We start from the raw sequence: 17,490 nt of genomic DNA, 5'->3' as shown, positions 1-17,490 counted from the left end.
ACCAAATAGACACAGCATATCAGAGCTATTTTTATATCATTCATCATGTTTGTTCATTAATTTTACAAGACAAAAAATTGTCTCTATTACCACCCGGGATTTTGGTACAATTCCTGATAAAGACTCACATCTGCTAATTTTAGCGGTAACCAATAATGTTTGGAGCTATAATTACGTTTGATGATTACCTCCTCCCTCATGTTCACAATACGGTTTTCAGTGGGATCCTCTGTATTGAACTCACCTGACCGCTCAAACTCAAAAGAAGTCTTGATGGTATAAGGTGCTTCAGTCAAAAGCATCCACCTACGCAAGTCATTGAACCGATGCCCTTCGAAGGCCAGCTCAACTGCCCGTTCGCGCCTTAATTCCTGCAAAAAAGTGTCTACTGATCCCAAAAACTTATTGTGGACATTGGCCATTCCGGCACGCTCCCTGATCACATTCACTGCATCCACAGGTGTTTTAGAAAAAGTAGCAGAAGCGGCCCCCACACCATTGTAGCCTATCAAGGTGGCCTCGGCATACATCAGGTAGATATCCGCTAAGCGCATATAAGGCACATTAATGTGCAGGGAAGCCCCCCAATCATATGCCCTGTCAAATTTATTGGCTGTCAATGGAGAGAACTTACGCGTCATGTATCCTGAAAGGCTTCCTGTCACCACCTCTCTATAGCTGCCTCCTGTGTGAAGGTTAGCATGGCGATGAATTTCCTCGTTAGAACCCGGAATAGCACCCTGCACCACTTTTACACCATCGTAAGCAATGGCTGCATAAAATCTGGGATCACGTCCTTTCCAAGGGTAATGGGGATCATACCCTGATTCCTGATCCGCCTGAGTGACATTTTTAGGTAACGGCAAACCATTGGCCATCCCAAAATTAGCATGCACATAATTGGCGGTAGGGTAGAAATTTGTTGGGTCACCTTCATCCATGAATGTAGGTTTATACTGCTTTGAAATTCGCCAGTTTGTTCCGTTGGCAGAATAATATGGAGACCTGAATATAGCTTCTGTCCCTCCCGGCAAGGCCCAGTTTTGTCCTGTAGTATAGAAATTAGTATGGTACCTATCAAAAGATATCAATTTGTATTCAGTTTCCCCACCTTCCACTAATTGAAGCAATTCACCAAAAGTATCGGCAGCCTTCTTGCAATATTCTGCATGATAGCCCTGACTTCCGGTGCCCACCGAATTCATTAGGGGGCTACCTGCCCAAAGGTAGTTTTTGCCCAAATAACCCAAAGCCATGATTTTGTTTATCCGCTGTTGGTTTTTATTCAAGGTCATGCTACCTGCTACAGTATTATCCCAGTTGATCGGTAGCAACTCACTCGCTCTTTTCAAATCCTGAGCTACCCTTTCGGCGCTTTCGTGGTAACTCAAACGAGGCAAAGTCAACTGCTCATCACTTGGCAAAACATGATCAACATAAGGTAAACCTCCAAAATACTGGATCAACATAAAATGAAACCACCCTCTAAAAAACAACAATTGCCCTTCTATCAGCTGCCGTTCCTCATCTGTAGCATCTACCATCCGGGAAAGGTTTTCTAACCCCATATTGGCTTTGCGAATCCCATACCAGGCCAGTGGCCATAGCCCTTTATTGTGGTGATCCCTGTTGGTGTTGGCTGCGGGAGCATTATTAACTGAGGGAGCGTCCAACCAGCCTGTGTTTCCTGCACCATTCTCTACCTGCCAGGCCCAGAAGTTGCCCCTGTCCACGGCGTATGAAAACGTAAAGGTTCCAGCTGTCGATTCTATCTCATCCTCACCCCAATTCCATGAACTCACCCAATTGGACAAAGTGAAATTGGGCACACAATGGTATAGCTCCTCCACATAGCCTTGGAAATTGGTGAAATTTTGAAAGGCCTGCTCTTCCGATATAATAGACTCCGGAGTCCTTTCCAAATAATCTTCACATGAGCATATGAACAAAAGCATCGCTACCCAGACGGATCCCTTCAATAATGATTTTATATAGTTATTCATTGGATTGGCTTGATTAGAATATAACATTTAGACCCATATTGATCCGTCTTACCGTAGGATAGGCTCCTTGCCAGGATGGACCTCCAAAATTAGATTCCCGGTCATCCGGCATGTCAGTCCACAGCAGGAGATTGTTGCCGTTGATGTACATCCGCATACTGCTCAGACCCAAACTTCTTACCCAATCGGACTGGAAATTATAGGCGATTTCTGCGTTCTTCAGTCTCAGATAAGACCCGTCAAAAAGGTATCTGGGGCCATAGTTAAAGCCTGAGGGCTGGGAACGCCATCTTGGCAAGGGGGAATCCGCATTGGGACTGTCTTTGGACCAATAGGTTCCTTCATCATACACCAGATTAAGCCCGTTGTTCAAGCTGCCCAATGCCACATCCCTAGTTACGTTGTTGACCCCATAGAACTGTAGAAATAGGCTCAACCCTTTCCATTCTATTCCCAAATTGGTATTGTAGGTGTTTTGAGGGACTGCTGAAAATCCATAAGGAGCAGCATCAAAATCGTCTACAATACCATCCCCATTAAAATCTACGATATAGTAATTCCCGGGAAGTTTGGCCATATCGTTGGTATTATGCTGGGGACTGGCATATAGCTCATCCCAAGTATTATAATATCCTGCACTGATATGGCTTCGGTATTGTCCTAGCTGATACCCTTCATTCTTTTGGTAGCCGGGCCGTAGTGCCGGATCATCTCTATTAATGACCTGATCAATGGCATGGGTCATAGCAAAATCACCCCAAAGTCTAATCCCGTTGCTTAATGTGTGATTGAGGCCTACCACCAATTCATACCCCTTTGTCTCTACCCTTCCAAGGTTGGCGGCCGGAGCATTGGCTCCATAATAAGAGGGAACCGAACGGCCACTGTTCATTAGGATATCCACCCTATTGTCCCTAAACCAATCCACACTACCGTTAATTAAACCACGTAGAAATCTGAATTCAGTCCCCACATTATACTTGTATATTGTTTCCCACCGGACATTGGGATTACCCACTGCATTTTGTCGGAACCAAGTATAGGGACTGTTTTCTCCCCCTTCACCGATCACCCCTATTTGGGAATTGCCATCAAAGCGCCACTCATCCATAAAGAGGAATCTTCCTCCAATATTATCGTCCCCCACTTCACCGTAAGAAGCCCTAAGCTTCAACATGTCCACAAAAGATATGTTTTTCATGAAATTCTCCTCGGAAATATTCCAGCCCAATCCTCCGGAAGAGAAAAACGCAAAGCGGTTTTCGGAAGAGAACTTTTCGGAACCATTGTAGGCGCCGTTATACTCGATCATGTATTTGCTTTTGTAATCATAGGTAGCTCTAAAGACCCAGTCTTCACGGTAGCTTGGAATTACACTCCCTTTGGCATCCTCTTGCCTGTTTAGAAGCCCCATGAGGGAGTAATTATGTATCCCCTCTATACTTCTCGCATAGTTCAATTGAAACTGGTAGAAAAGCCTCCTTTTTGACTCATCGTTGTTCACATCCCCTCCTTGATGCCCCCATGTGATCGCTTCTACAAAATCAAATCTTGTGTTTGAATCCAGTAATCTTCTATATACCGCTTCGCCGGTAAGGGGGTTGATCCATTTGGTAAAGGGATCATTATAAAGATCATTTATTCCCCTATTGGTTTCCTGAAAAGAATTATCAACTGCGAGAGTCCCCTTGAAATTCAGGCCTTTCAAAATCACCCCCAGATCCTGCTCCAGAAGAAAATTGGTGGACAACATGGTCGTAGTAATGTGATTGGTCCCACTTATAGCCAGATTTAACAAGGAATTTGTAACCGCATAATCATCTGGGACATAAGTCCCATAGGCTCCATCCGAGTATCTGGGTAAAAAAGCATCCGGAGGGCTTCTATAGGCAGAATTCCAGTACGCTTCCGGAAAAGCATAGGACCATGGAGCTTGTCGCACGCCATAGGTCCCCCCAAGATTTACCCCCAACTTGGTAGAAGGTGTTAATTGAAAATCAAGGTTACTCCTAAAGTTGATCCGATTAAAATTAAATCCGGCTTTGTAGCCTCTTCCTGCTTCAAATTGCCGAAAAAGATCGCCTTCATGTTGGTAATCGATACTTGAAAAATATTTGACAAAATCAGTACCTCCCCTTATGGCTACATTGGCATTATAAGCCATGGCATGATCTTTAAACACTACATCCTGCCAGTTTACATTCGGGTACCTCTCCATTTCTTCTAAACTGGCCGGATAGCGGTACTTTAATCTCATTTCCTGAGGGATAATCTCCCCCCAACTATTTGGACTTAAGGACAGTTCACGTTCAATCGCAAGATTCCGTACCCCTATGGCATCATAGGAATCCATCTTGCCCGGTAGTTTGGAAACTGATTTCATGGTAGAACTGAAATTAGCGGTAATTTCAGCCTTTCCGCTTCTACCACGTTTGGTCGTCACAATGATCACCCCATTGGCTCCACGAGACCCAAATACCGCAGTGGCTGAAGCATCCTTCAATACAGATATGGATTCTACTGAGCCGATGTCCATATTAGTAAAGAACTCGGGACGCTCCACACCGTCTACCAAGATCAGCGGTGCGTTGCCGTTCCAGCTGTTCTGTCCACGGATCACAATCTGGGGCATTTCCTCTCCGGGTATACCCACGCTCGATGTGGTAATCACTCCGGGCAGATTTCCTGTCAAAGCCTGTCCCACGTTGGATACACCACCCGTACGTTTTAAAACTTCTCCCGTAGTCTGTGCCACAGCTCCTACGATGGTTTCCTTCTTTTGCTCAGCGTAACCGACCACAATTACTTCCTCCAGCGATTGAAGATTTTCTTCCAACGTCACATTGATGGCCGACTGGTTGCTTACAGTGATTTCTTTTTCGACAAACCCTATAAAACTAAACAGCAGCACATCACCTTCATTGACCTCCAGAGAATATTCTCCATCCAGATTTGTTGTGGTTCCTATGTTCGTCCCCTTGATTCGTACTGTGACTCCCGGCAAAGCAAGGCCTGAGGGATCAATCACCTTACCCGTAATCTCTACAATTTGCTGAGGTTTTACTTCTGCTATTTGCTCTTTTTTTGGAACCCGCGTGATGTGAATGTTATCATCCAGCTGGACGAATTTCAGGCTTGTTTGACCTGAAACCTCCAAAAGAACTGCGGAGAGCGAAGCGTTTGTTTGCGAGATATCCACTGTAAGTTCATCTATTGCAACTTTCGCTTTATTATAAGTGAATTGAAAGCCACTTTGCTTCTCCAATTCGTCTATTAATTTGCTGAGACTACTTCCCTTGCATTTTACCGTAACAGTGACATCATCCAATGTCTTTAATTGAGCACTGCTCGTATTTGCCAACAATACAACAGTACAAAACAGCTGAAAGATAAATGCACAAACAAAATATTTAGAAAGCATAATGATTTTCCTAAGTATTGATTTTTCCATACTTTTATGTAAGATTTTAAGTGTGTATTACTTGGAATTTTAGCCTTTGATAAAATTGACCGTTGGACCAAAGGCTATAGGCAGGAAAGCACCAGCTTTTCTGCCTTATTTTTACACTCAGCTGGAATTCGGATAGAATTTTTTCATGGTTATTTGGTTTGAGGGTTTAAGATTGTTACTGTTTTGCTTTCTATTTTGTACTCAAATTCCGAGGAAATACTTATCCCGTCCAGAACCTGGCTTAAAGGTTTATCATGATATTTACCCGAGTAAGACCAACCGGATTCAACGGTTATTTTTGAGATCACCTTGACACCAAACCAAGCCTCTATTTTATCTACCACCTCCTGGAAAGTGTCATCCTTAAAAATCAGGTGTTGTTCTTTCCACCCAAAAACTTCCATCGGGTCATAGGCAGTAATAGAGACATCGCCGTTTTTGTTTTTGATCAGCATTTCATTGGGAAGCAAGGAGATGATCTCACCGGTTTCTCCTTCTACTTCCACCTTTCCTTCTTCCAATGCCAGTTCAAAATTCCCTCGGTTTTTCAAATTGAAGGAGGTACCAATCACCTTGACTTGGTTATTTTCAGTTTCAATAATAAATGGTCTATCCTTATCCTTAGCGACATTAAAAAATGCTTCCCCCTTCATTCGGATGACTCTACGGGAGGGATCAAAAGTTTCCGGATATTCTACGCTACTCTCTGAATTAAGATGGACGATAGTGCCATCGTCTAACTTGAACCTGTATTTTTGACCGGCAGGATTGTATACACTGAGCCATTTGGTTACCTGCTGAGCTTGATCTTTTTTACTGTCTAAGCCAGTGAAATAATTAATACTATACACAGTCGAGAAAGCCAGAAACAGAATTGCAGCTACTTTGTGCCAAATGCCCCATTGAATATGTCTCCTGTCCGATCCCACCTTGTTGCTTTTTTCTACGATATTTTCGTATAGATCCATGTAAGCCTGATCTGACAGTTCATACCTAGTCCGGTAATCCACCAGCATAATTATCTCTCTAGCCTTCTGTAAAATGTGCTTTCTATCAGGATTATTTTCAATCCATTTCATCCAAAAATGATTAGTCTCTTCTCCCGGGTTTTTTACCCATTGGATGAAGAACTCATCGCTCAAAAAATCTTCAATATCAAAATCTCTATATCTCATTTTATTAGCTAGTGTTCTAGAAAGGAGTTTTTTATTCATTTCATCCGACATCAAATATCTCCTTTAACTTTTCCAGCCCGCGATACACCAAGGTTCGAGCTGTTTTAACCTGACTGAATTGCATGATTTCTGCTATCTCCTTATAGGACAATTCCTCTTGGTAAAGCATGATTATAGCCTGCCTCTGCTTGGGGGCTAGTTTATTTAATGCCTTAGTAAGTTCTGCCTTCATTTCAGCATCAAATTCTTCCGCAATCAACTTTGATTCGTGTGACTTTTCTATAAAAAAATAGTCCTGATCGCTTTCCAGTGGAACCGTATTGTCTTTGGACTTCTTCTCCTTTTTTATCAGTTTGAAAAGATCTCTCTGAAACACCTTGAACAGATACCCTTTAATCCGTTGAACATCGCCCAAACGGCTTTGGCTTTTACGTAAATTGATAAACATCTTTTGCAGGCAATCCCGGACCAATTCATCACTATGGCAGACTTGCATTCCATAATTGTACAGATCTCCCACATGCTTTCTATAGATGTAATTGAATGCAGCTTCATCACCGCCTCTGAAAGAAGCCCATACTTCCCTGTCCGATTTCTCAGTATACACAATCATTACCTGGCTATGCTGCATATAGAGCATAGCGGATGATTCTTGGGAATCTATGCGATTACTTTGGGTATTTTGGGTTTCTTTCATTTTGAACAGGAAGATGTCTCCTCTCTTCACCTATAAAGAGGACACTCAACACATAAACAACCTCATTATTTTAAAATATTTTCAATTATCTATAAAAAAAACTGTAAAACAGACTTCAATTAGTCGAAAAACACACCTTAAATCAGTTCAACGAAATTTTATTTCATAAAAAAAATCCTTTATGGGACATAGCGCCCTGCTTCCCACTTGTTTTTTAAGGCTGAATAAACTGCTTCTTTAAGAAAAAACAGCTTTTAAGACAATTGCACTTCTTTTCAGAGTCAATGCCAGACGTTCAAATTCGGTAATTCCCCAGATATAGGAACCAAAAAAGGACAATCCATACCTCTATAGCGGATCTTACTAAGTCTTCCCTGAATGCTTATGGATTTTAACGGAGCCTGAATCAACTAAAACATTCACCCATCTTTTGTTATTCATCCCTCCTTCGAAACTCTGAAAATTGCGGATTACCGGGCTACATCAATATCTGGTTTGTAGGAACAATAGGATTTGGCAACTCTGTTTTCCCAAGCATTTCCCTTAGATCAATTTCAATGGCTCTGCTTATTTGTGCCATAGGAATATCATTGGCTCCTCCCTCAAATGGATTTTCGGTGCTTTCACCGACCTGCTCGAGGGAAGTAAAGACCCAACCTATAATCACACTGAAAGGTATGGTGAGCCAAACACCAAATTCCCCCAGTTTACTCAATGAATCCAACAATCCAAACGGAACAAGAATAACCAGCAACCATATAAAATACAGACTGATACTGGTAAACTGACGTGGATAGGGAAAGTTTTTTATCCGTTCGCACTTGCCTTGGTGCGCGAAAAAGTCTTTTAATTGATTTTCCAAATTAACGTAAGGAAAGCCTTCGATGAGGCCTTTCTTCCTCAGCTTTTTCAAATCTTCGGATTGCAAAGCGAGAATTTGTGTTGCACGGTTTTTCTTGGCCAATACATACTTCAAATCCCCCTGAGACAGAAACGGGTTTAAATCATCTTCTATGTCAATTTCCCACTCAGGCACTTTATAATAGTTTAAGTATTCCTTAAAATAGGGTTTTGACTGATTTTCCCAGCTTTGGGGTTTCCGCAATTGATGGCGCAAAGCCGTAAGCCATGCAATATGTCTGTAAATGATTCTCTGATGGATTTCTGACAGGGAGGAACTGTCATTGTCTGTCTCTTTTTCAGTAATAAAATCCCTGACCATTACTCCCCAAGTACGGCTGTCATTGATAATGGCACCCCAGATTGTTCTTGCTTCCCAGAGACGATTATATGTTTGTGTGTTCCTGAACCCCGCAATAAAGGAAGCTCCCACTCCTACCAAAGCTATAATAGGCCAAGGAATGGCAATCCATCGGATTTCAAATACGGCGAACAACACTGTGGGCAGAATAGCCAAAACCAATAACCGATAAATATTCCTTCGAGTCCAAGGGATAAAATGCTTTAGTTTGTAATACTCACCTGTATTCATGGTTTTTAGTGCCTTTATGTTATTTGCGCTTCGCTCAGGTCTATCTTCTCTCCCTGCTTGCGTAATATTTCATCTGAAAACAACTTCTCTTTTCTTAGTCTTGCCAACTCATTTCGCTGAATTGTAAATATGTTATGCAATTCTTGATGAAAAAGAATGATATCATTATTTTCAATTTCATCATATTCAAGCGAAGAGACTTTTTCCTCAAGATTGGAGATTTCATTTTCCAGACTTGCCTTGTAATTGGTCAAGAGTCTGTTTTCTACCAGCTGATCTTGGCTCTTTTTGGAGAGATAGTTGAGTGTCGTTTTGTTCAATTGCAATTGAATTCCTGCAAGTTGCTCTTCGTCAGAAGCTACGCCATCAATCTCTTTCATATTGAGCCATTTCACTACGAAAGGCAAAAGCAGTCCTTGTCCTACTAAAGTAATCATTATGACTACAAACGTTATCAGTAACATAACACTACGCTGGGGAAATGACTCACCGTTTGTAAGCAATAGCGGAATGGAAAAAACTGCTGCCAATGATACCACACCACGCATAGCCGCAAAACTGATGATAAACGGTCCTTTCCAACCCGGACTCTTTTCAGTCTCCCGGATGGATTTGAAAAGCAATCGTGGAAGATGGGCACTAATATATGTCCACACAAAACGGAGTCCTATGATAAGCAGTGAGATGGCAAGTCCATGTAGAATGACTTCTGTTTTGGACACATTTTCCAAGTCTTCTAAAATGATAGGAAGTTCTAAACCAATCAAAATAAACACAGTACCATTTATCAGAAAAATCAATGTATGCCATACACTTGTTGCCTGTAACCTTGATTGATGCGTGAGCATTCTATGAGACCGATATGAAAGAAATAATCCACCACTAACCACAGCCATTACTCCCGAAAAATGAAAATGTTCAGCCCCAACATACATCAGGTACGGGGTTAGCAATGTCATCGCTGTGTCAATACTAGGGGTGGTAGGCAGATATTTGTGAATAGCATACACCACAACCGCTATAAGCAACCCAACCACGATCCCCATTCCTGCCAAAAGAAAAAAATCGCCCACTGCTTCCTGCAGTGAAAAATGTCCTGTAAGGATGGCTGCCAAAGCAAACTTCACCACAATCAAACTGGACGCATCATTTACCAAACTTTCACCTTCAAGTATGGTCAATAACCGTTTTGGAATTTTGACACCTTTCAAAACTGAAGTTGCCGCAACGGCATCCGGTGGAGATATTATCCCACCCAAGAGAAAACCAAGCGCCAGCGTAAAACCGGGAATAAATGCCACCGAAAAATAGGCTACAACTATAGACGTAAAAAACACCAGTCCAAAAGCCAATAGACTTATCGGGCGTTTCCATCTCCAGAAGTCATGCCAGGAAGTGTACCAGGCAGCTTCGTATAAAATAGGCGGTAAAAATATCAGAAACACCAAGTTTGGGTCTATTCTAATATGCGGCATACCAGGAATAAAACTCAGTAATAAACCGGCAGTCACCAAGAAAATCGGATAACTAATTTTTAGTTTTTGTCCCACCATTACCAGCAGCAATACTGCCAGCAGAAGCCCAACAGTCAATAACAGATAATCATGCACCATAATTTATTTGTTTGTCCTATATCAAATCGTGTGATTATTCTTTCCGGCTTTCCCGGGCTATTGCGCTTGTCAAATTCTCCTCTCTTTGAGAGAAGCTACAATACAAGGAGTAGAAGCAGCACAGAAACTATTTAGGGCATGCTGAAAAATGCCGGTAATAGATCAAAAGCTATCATTTTGAATGATTAACCCATTTTTGATGCGAACGGTTTTTCAGCAGGTGCAAGCTTATTGACCACAATAGGTCTTTATTCATGCATCAGAAAATCCCAAAATCGGAATTTTCAAGCTAGTTTCAGCAAGCCCTATTTAAGCACTAATTCAACACGTCGATTAGCTGCTCTCCCATCTTCATTAGAGTTTGTTGCCACAGGCGATGCCATACCTACTCCTACAGGAGTCATTTGGTTGGCATTGACACCATAGTTATCCACCAAAGCAGCAATCACCGCCTCTGCGCGCTTCTGTGACAAATCCAAATTGAGCTTAAAATCACCTGTATTATCTGTATGCCCAACAATAAGCACATTAGCCTGACTGTTGGCAGCCAAGTAATCCGCAATCACCTGCAGGGCCTCGCCGGAATCTTCTTTCAAAGAAGCACTATTCAGATCAAAATTGATCCCATAGAAAGCGTAACGACCTTCTGTCTCGATCATATCTGTGACCGAGGATACATCCACTTTTTCTGTGTCCAGCTCTTCAAGTTTCACTATACTCATGGCGTATCTGCAGCTGTTTGATCTACTGTCGCTCCCAATTATTAAGCTCAGGATATATGGTTCATTTTCGTAGGTTCCCGATGCCACGATATAAGATCCCCTTTCACCCACCATTGCATTGCCAAGTTGACTGGAAGCTTCAAGGTATTTTCTGGAAAAATGCATCGGCATTGATCCGCATTCTTTACCCATGCAGGTAAAAATAGTTTTAAATCCGGCTTTGGTAAGCTGAGTTTGATATGTCCGATATACCTGCGTAGCAGTAACCCCTTCCGGCGCAACATATTCTATAAATGTGATTTCGCCTTCTACAGTTTTTGATTCCTTGAGCTTGCTGTAATCCACCATTTCAGCGGACGTAGGGTATTCAAAGACTTCAAATTGCTTCACCATGTAGGCATTGATATAAGATCCCTCGTATCGGGACAGCAAGGGGTGATCTTTAGAGCCGGACTTATCCTGCTGAGCAAGAGATATTGAATATATAAGACCAAATAAGAAAAGAGTTGTGAATGTTTTCTTCATGCTATACTAAATTGAAATGAATTATTTATACGCGACTATCCGCCTTTATACCAGTCACCTTAGTTTCTTCGCTTCTCTGGTCAGAAGTCCCTATGTAAAAGCTGGCAGAGAAGTGGACGGCACTAAAATTTACCAAATTTTATGACGAATATTTATACTCTAATTAAATTCCGATCTTCTCAAAGATAAAGTTTTCGATAAAATCCCCGTTGAAATTCTTCCCATTTAATTTGTCTTCTACGACTAACTTCAAGGAAGTTTAAGAAAAAATCAATTACCCTAAACTCGCAAAAAAAAGATCCTATAACTGCCGGTACATAGCACCCACCCCAGTCTTATGTTAAGTGTAAAAAGTAACGGATAAACCTGAATGTATTTACCGGTATGGCGGTGTCTTTTTCCCTTAATCCACTTTGGCGATCACTGCTATATCCTCCCCTTTATTGATGGGCGGAGTTGCGATAATCATAAGCAACAACCCATCTTCTTCTGCATAAACAGTCTGAAGAATGGCACCAAAATAATCGGTCACATGGCCTAATTTCATCCCTTTAATCACGTAATCCCCTGCTTTTTTGGCAGGGTAGAACATGCCGTTAAAGTTGGAAGAGGAATAAATCCGTTGGGAAATAAGAATGGGAGTATCGGACACCGCCCGCTCATTATCAAGAAGAAGAAAGCCCAAATAATCCAGCAAGCTCAATACACTGCCGGCGATCTTTTCCACTGCGTCCTGCTCTACTATTCCCATTCGGCCACACTCAATATCAATGGAGGGTATCCCCCGTTTGAAGGCTTCTGCGGTACAATACAAGCTCGACTTATCCTCTTCCACATAGTTCTTTCCATCTGTATTGAATTGCACTACATGGTCAAAACCCAATGATAGGGCCATCTCTTTCCCTTTGGCAGAAACCTCAGGCATATCACTGTTACTGTAGTATGCTGAGTATTTCATCAAATCCTCCGGTGCATCTCCCGAGTGCATATCCAAGAAATAATCAGCCCTGGATATGATATGCTCCGAGATAAAATTGGCTACCCTTTCAGTAATAGTTCCATTGATCTTGCCCGGAAATGATCTGTTCAAGTTCTTTCCATCGACAGGACTTATGTAAGGAGATCGTCCCAAAAAGCTTTCCAACCCCGCCAATTGGACTAAAATAATTACTCCCTTTAGTTCCTCAGGATTGATAGCGTGGATTAACTTCTGCGCACCCAAAATGGGAGCATATTCATAGCCGTGAACTCCGGCAGTGATCCCCAGCGTCTCACCATCTTCTATCCCGTTGAAGACCGTAACGGGAATGGCAGTAGAATCCTGTCCATCAATGATAGGTATACTGAAATATTCCTTGGTACCTGCTTTAACGTCCTTGTTTTGAAATAAAAAAGAGGACTGGGCCGTAGCGAATCCTGACATCATCCACAAGCCGATAATTAACCTAATTTCTCTTTTCATTCCCGATATGATTTCATTGATTTCAATACACGGTTAGCCCCCGCTTTTGCAAAGGAGAACTTTTCAGCCGCAATAGGGTTGCAAATATAGACTCTTTATTAACGTCAGCACAAACGGGGAATTGGCTCCGAAGGGTCATATACAAACTAACTGGAGTTGTGACTGTCCCATAACTTAAATGAAACTCATGAGATCCGGCGCCATGAAGTCTAACGCTGAAAACCTCTTCAAATAAAATGGTACCCATCTTTTGAGACAGTCTCTATTGCATTCAATCGGGCCTATTGCCCCAGTCAATATGCTTCAGCACAAATTCCATTTGTGTATCTTTTTGCTTCAAAAAGTCATCTAACTGAGGCCAAACTTCATAATCCGGTATAATTCCTCTTCCATCAGGTTGGTCAGGTCTTTCAGGCGCATCCTGAACCACATAGACAATCGAGAATTTTGTTTTTATTTCAGAGTTTGGCATTTCATAGACCAAGGCAATATGACCGTTGTGAACATAGTACCCACCCACGGTTTCGACCCCCACAATGATAACATTCCTTGCATAAGCTTTGACTAGGGATGCAAAATGTGAGGCTGCAGAGGCCACATTTTCATTGATCAGCAGATAGACTTTTCCCTTGTATGCAGGTGATTTGGGATGATACACCGGATTGTATTTATCGTTTTGATGGCTTTTGCCCCCTTGGAAGTCATCAAAATAATCCTCAAGGAATTCCATTCCCGCTGCCAGGGTAAGGCTATCTATACGCTCTGAAGTAGAAACGCCCCAAAAGTAATTATCGTAAGGAATAGTCTTTGGATCGAATATGATATGGGCCTCCAGGTTTTCTTTGAAATTATCATCGCTCAGGTACATTACCGGTTGTTCGAAAGTAGGATCACTTCCTCCCGGATTGTTTCGCACATCAATAATCAGATTGGGGATTTTCTTTTGGTCCAGCACATTAAACACACTGTCTATATAACTTACATAGACTTCAAATGCCGGGTCATCTTTCCCTGTAGCCATCCCAAACCACCTAAGATTAAGGAGGCCCGATGAGGGATTGATCATTTCAAAACTATAAGCCGGCTGCAGTTTGAAGTCAAGCAGATTAGCTAAAGGGGCGCTGTACCTGTTTTTTCGGTTCTCTTCCTGCTGATCTAGGGAAACAGCGGGCAATAACGCTTCCTTTATTGTGTCAGACCCCGGTTCCGAAAACTCCACCACGTATTCTTCTGCTAGACCGTATTCAATAAAATATCGCCAACCAAAGACCTTTTCTACACTGGCAGATAACTTTGCGGTGACTGTATGTCCGTCAGCCGGAAAATATTTGTAAAAAGACTGCATCAACGTTGAATCCATTATCCCGTTAATACTCAAAATTCTAGCTCCGGGAGGAATTGCCCCGTGGTGACCGTCAAAAATCATTTTCCCGTCTATATAGGCTAAATGATAAGGAAAAAAAGTTTTCTGCCGTTTCAGGTAATCCATAAGTGCTGACCCCGGTTCGGTATAATTGTGAACACTTCCTTCAAAATCGGTTAAGCGTAGTATGATTTTGTAAAACTCCGTAGTAGGCATAGGCTGGGCTACTTCTTCAAAAGCCCAATTATAAATACTGTCTATCTGTGAGTTGGTTCTATAGCGGTATAGACCTGAATTCATATCTTTCCGGATGTCGATAAATACTTGCAGATCCTCCTTCATTTCCTGCGGAGAAAGTTCTCTGTCGAAAACAGAAAGACTGTCTGAAACTACTACCCTGTCGCTTTGAGCCCAACCTATTTCTGAAAAAAATAATACCGGCAAAATAGTGCACAGGAGTTTCAATACGTTATAATTCATAGTTAACTTTTTTTATCAACTGAGTGGATATCCGGCAATATGGAATGGTTGATTTTTTTTTGGATTGGGAACTTGTCCATATACAAGATCACTGAAGCAGGAGAGTCATCCCCTTTCAAACAGCTGAACTCCATCCTGCTTACACTAGTACTCCCTCTTTTCAAAAACTAAACTATCAATTTTCTTTTGGATTTTGAGCCAAACTAAGGTTTTTTGTAAAGAGAGTACGTTTGTGTGCCCAAGCTATGCTCTCTTCGGTCCATTGTTATAAATTTTTAGATTTCGATGGACTGAATCCTTACATTTCTCAGAATCTCCAACCCAAATGGATGGTTGGAAAAGGAGTCCATTTAGACTGGGGAAAAGTTTCAGATCCGATTTGTCGGGGTTTGGTATCAGGTGAATACATCAGCGCAACCCAAGGAACAATATAAAATCCGCGGAAACGTGAGTCCTCCCCACCGAACATAAATCTATATCCAGTCCTTAATCCGGTCGAATAGCCCCAAAATCTTTCTCGTTCCTGCGAATCCTTAAGCTCAATTTTATCCCTTCCATAGACAAACTGTGCTCCTACGAATAATCCTCCTGTTCTATTGAATAGATAATCGAATTTCATATCATACCCGGAAGAAAAAACTGAAAATTTGTCATCCTTGAGAAAAAAATCGGGAGTTTCTATACCAAAAACCCCAACACTTGCCCTAAAACTTGAAAAAGTATATCCTACATGGAGCGAATACCCTTTTAAAATAAATGCAAGCGGATCTGATTCTATTTCCAATCCGATTGCTTGTGTTTTTTCTTGGGCAACTGCAAATTTCTGGAAATTCAACGTTGCCAATAAAAAGAGTAAAAGAAATAGTCTGCTCGATTTCATGGGATTTTCAAATGGTCTTGTAGCCCACAAATCTCCCGAAAAGTCCGTCAGACACCCTTAACAAAAGATAAGAAAATCTACTTCTGAGTAATTCTTCGCCTTATTCTGCTCATAGAAACCGGCGTAATGCCTAAAAAAGAAGAAATTATATGATGGGGAACTCTCAACAACAAATCCCCATGCTCTTTTTCGAAATGAAGGTAACGCTCCTCAGGGGTATACATAATCTGCGAAGTAAAAATCCGCTGCGCATTCACAAACCGCTGCTCTGCAACAACTCTCGTCACAAGGTTCATCTGGGGAATGGATTCATAGAGTTGTTCCAGTTTTGCCTTATCAATGGCCAAAAGTGTACAATCCGTAATAGACTCCAGAGCCTGATCACTTTCACTTTGAGTCAAAAAACTCTGGAAACAACTGGCGTAATGATTCTCTTTGAATAAGAAAATAGTGACTTCTTCATTTTTGGGATTTAGGCAAAAGAGCCGCAATACCCCATTTATGATAAAGTAGACGTTTTTTTCCACGTCACCAATCTTAGTGACCAATTTCTTTGAAGGAATATTCACCTCCCTAAAGCAACTCCGGATTTCATTCCATTCAGCATCGGAAAAGGTGGTAATACGTCCAAAAATTGCTTTAAAATGATCTTCCATCAGTCATAAAATTGAATTTACATATACGAATTAATTATGCTTAGGCTCATAAATTAACCGCAAAAAAGAGCTAAATCTTTGATTCTCTCTGCTTATGGGAATCCCTGTCACTATACCAATTAATAAATTATCTGTAATTCCTACCCTCATTTGTGGTCTTATTGTCATATCAAAATCGCCGTTTTTGATTGTTTTATTAAACTCCAACCCCAAAAAATTCCGTGTGCCCGGTATCATGTAATGCAGATTACTGTTGATTTGCCAGCTTGTGCTCATGGATTCACCTGAGAAATGCTGAATAAATGCAGGGCCGGTATAGAGTAAGGTATGCCAATTCATTCCCAATCTTTTTGCAGCTATAAAAAAGGGGTTATAAACATTTCCTGTAAAAAGCTTTCCATCTCCATACTTATTAAACTCAGTCACTTCAAACTCGTGAATGTATCCTATCGCCATACTTGTTTGGTACTTTTGGGAAACATAAAAAGAGTATTGAGCAGCCAATTTCACGCTGTTTAGTTTACTGCTCGGTGCTGATCCATTCCCATTGGTCGGATAGTAAAAAGAGAAAGGCAACTCTACTTCAAGTCCAAGCCTATTAATTGGAGCCCATTCATATTCTACCAGCGCAGTATATTCATCATATTTATTATTGTCCGTCAGTCCCAATCCCACATTCCATTCCTTCTCTCCTTTTCTTGCTCCCAGATCCCGGATAAGATCAATATATAAAGGCTCAGCATGAAGAACTTTGGCCGGTTCACTTTTGTCCTGCACTTCATGAATGTAAAGACTGTCTTGTACAGCTTTAAGGCTATCGGTTTGAGCGTATAGGTTAGTTAAAGTTAAAATTGTAATGATTCCTATAATCGTTATTTTCATCTGTTTATAATTGTCTGTTAATTCATTTTTATATTTTTAGGTAATGGTAAAAAAACGCTAAGAAGTTAAATTTTCATCTACATGCTCGC

12 protein-coding genes are annotated in these 17,490 nt (G+C 41.4%); all 12 read right to left on the bottom strand.

The window, feature by feature from the left end; all coding sequences use genetic code 11:
* Positions 1-86: 86 nt before the first annotated feature.
* Entirely contained in the window at positions 87-2,003 is a 1,917-nt protein-coding gene (locus tag J2X69_RS20790; protein ID WP_310107679.1) for a RagB/SusD family nutrient uptake outer membrane protein, read from the bottom strand.
* A 13-nt stretch (positions 2,004-2,016) separates the two neighbouring features.
* Positions 2,017-5,454 carry a TonB-dependent receptor gene (locus J2X69_RS20785; RefSeq protein ID WP_310107677.1) on the bottom strand — a complete coding sequence of 1,146 codons (3,438 nt, stop codon included), beginning with the start codon at positions 5,452-5,454 and terminating at the stop codon, positions 2,017-2,019.
* Positions 5,455-5,603: 149 nt separating this feature from the next.
* Positions 5,604-6,629: a FecR domain-containing protein gene (locus J2X69_RS20780; RefSeq protein ID WP_310107675.1), complete on the bottom strand. Its 1,026-nt coding sequence runs from the start codon at positions 6,627-6,629 to the stop codon at positions 5,604-5,606.
* A gap of 40 nt (positions 6,630-6,669) precedes the next feature.
* Entirely contained in the window at positions 6,670-7,326 is a 657-nt protein-coding gene (locus tag J2X69_RS20775; protein ID WP_310107672.1) for a sigma-70 family RNA polymerase sigma factor, read from the bottom strand.
* A 478-nt stretch (positions 7,327-7,804) separates the two neighbouring features.
* A complete protein-coding gene (locus J2X69_RS20770; protein ID WP_310107670.1) occupies positions 7,805-8,818 on the bottom strand; it encodes a bestrophin family ion channel in 1,014 nt (337 codons plus the stop codon).
* 14 nt (positions 8,819-8,832) lie between these two features.
* Positions 8,833-10,431: a Na+/H+ antiporter gene (locus J2X69_RS20765; protein ID WP_310107668.1), complete on the bottom strand. Its 1,599-nt coding sequence runs from the start codon at positions 10,429-10,431 to the stop codon at positions 8,833-8,835.
* 305 nt (positions 10,432-10,736) lie between these two features.
* Entirely contained in the window at positions 10,737-11,678 is a 942-nt protein-coding gene (locus tag J2X69_RS20760) for a DUF4892 domain-containing protein (protein WP_310107666.1), read from the bottom strand.
* 403 nt (positions 11,679-12,081) lie between these two features.
* Positions 12,082-13,140, bottom strand: a complete 1,059-nt coding sequence (locus J2X69_RS20755) for a M14 family metallopeptidase (RefSeq protein WP_310107664.1) — start codon at positions 13,138-13,140, stop codon at positions 12,082-12,084.
* Between the two features lie 271 nt (positions 13,141-13,411).
* Positions 13,412-14,983, bottom strand: a complete 1,572-nt coding sequence (locus tag J2X69_RS20750) for a S41 family peptidase (protein ID WP_310107663.1) — start codon at positions 14,981-14,983, stop codon at positions 13,412-13,414.
* Positions 14,984-15,290: 307 nt separating this feature from the next.
* Positions 15,291-15,863 carry a hypothetical protein gene (locus tag J2X69_RS20745; protein ID WP_310107660.1) on the bottom strand — a complete coding sequence of 191 codons (573 nt, stop codon included), beginning with the start codon at positions 15,861-15,863 and terminating at the stop codon, positions 15,291-15,293.
* Positions 15,864-15,940: 77 nt separating this feature from the next.
* Positions 15,941-16,519 carry a Crp/Fnr family transcriptional regulator gene (locus J2X69_RS20740; RefSeq protein WP_310107658.1) on the bottom strand — a complete coding sequence of 193 codons (579 nt, stop codon included), beginning with the start codon at positions 16,517-16,519 and terminating at the stop codon, positions 15,941-15,943.
* 30 nt (positions 16,520-16,549) lie between these two features.
* Positions 16,550-17,401, bottom strand: coding sequence for an HAEPLYID family protein (locus tag J2X69_RS20735; protein ID WP_310107656.1), 852 nt, complete (start codon positions 17,399-17,401; stop codon positions 16,550-16,552).
* Between the last annotated feature and the right edge of the window lie 89 nt (positions 17,402-17,490).

Origin of the sequence: Algoriphagus sp. 4150 (genome assembly GCF_031457395.1) — a bacterium.
Lineage (GTDB): Bacteria > Bacteroidota > Bacteroidia > Cytophagales > Cyclobacteriaceae > Algoriphagus.
This window is presented reverse-complemented; position numbering and strand designations above follow the sequence as displayed.